The organism is Bartonella sp. AA2SXKL (assembly GCF_042197205.1).
In the GTDB taxonomy this organism is placed as follows: domain Bacteria; phylum Pseudomonadota; class Alphaproteobacteria; order Rhizobiales; family Rhizobiaceae; genus Bartonella.
Genome location: NZ_JBHIRN010000064.1, coordinates 1 through 1,053, shown reverse-complemented (window position 1 = coordinate 1,053; position 1,053 = coordinate 1). Strand labels below are relative to the sequence as shown.

Genomic DNA, 1,053 nt, shown 5'->3' with positions numbered 1-1,053 from the left:
GCAAAAAGGCATTGTATCTCCAGCATATTCAAGGAGATAAAACATGGAAACTCGCATTCCTGAAAACACACCATTCGATACGAATTTTCTAGGAGAAACGTCTCTAGAAGAAAAGTATTCACTCTTTCACACACCCATTTCATGGTCCGCAATCTTTGCGGGACTGGTGACGGCTCTTGCCACCTCAATCTGCCTCTCTTTTCTGGTTGCAGCTTTAGGCTTAAGCCAAATGGATTTCACTTCTTCAACCCCATTTGAAGGCTCTTTCCTCTCCTTTGGCGTGGGTTCTGTTATCGTTACACTGATTAGCCTAGCCTTGGGAGGCTTTGTAGCTGGACGTTTTGCTGAAACCTCAGGGATTCTTCATGGCTTTCTCACTTGGGCTCTCATAACATTGCTGATGACCCTCCAAGCCATCCACGTGGTTTCTAGTACAGCAAAGATAGGAGCTAAAACGGCTCTAGAAAACAGCTCCATGGTCCAACAAACCGTAGACAGCCTAAAAAACAATATTTCCCCTATACTTGCAAACTTAAACAGCGAAAGTCTTGAACAGTTTTTTGCAAAAAATAGTGACAATGATATCAATTTTGACCAACTTAGGAGTGAATTGCGCACCCTTCTCAATAAAAGCGACATTCCTGCTCTCAACCCTGATCGCTTAAAACAAACCTATCAAGCTGCACTCAATGATATTGGTTCTGCGATAACAGCTTTCAAAAATGATCCTTCTTACTATCGCACCACTTTAAAAAATCTTGGTGAGCGCCTGTCCGATCGTGTAGAAGATCTCACGACAAAATTTGATCGAAGTGATATCATCAATGCCCTCATAAAAGATGGCATGTCCCGTTCGGATGCACAAACAGCAGCCAACCATGCTGTTCAACTCTATCAAAGCGCAGAGGAAAAAACCGAAAAAGCCATCAAAGTCCTTGAAGAACGGGCAGAAACACTCTCAGACAATCTTGAGGATACGATCAAGGGAGCAAAAAACACTGCAACTAAAGCCACAAAAACAGCCTCCAATATGGGGTGGTGGGGCTTTTTAGG

The 1,053-nt window shown here is 43.3% G+C and carries 1 protein-coding gene; it reads left to right on the top strand.

What is annotated here, in order from left to right; genetic code table 11:
• Nucleotides 1–43: 43 nt before the first annotated feature.
• The coding region (locus ACFINS_RS09745; RefSeq protein ID WP_375706148.1) for a DUF3792 domain-containing protein at nt 44–1,053 on the top strand (1,010 nt) is incomplete at its 3' end.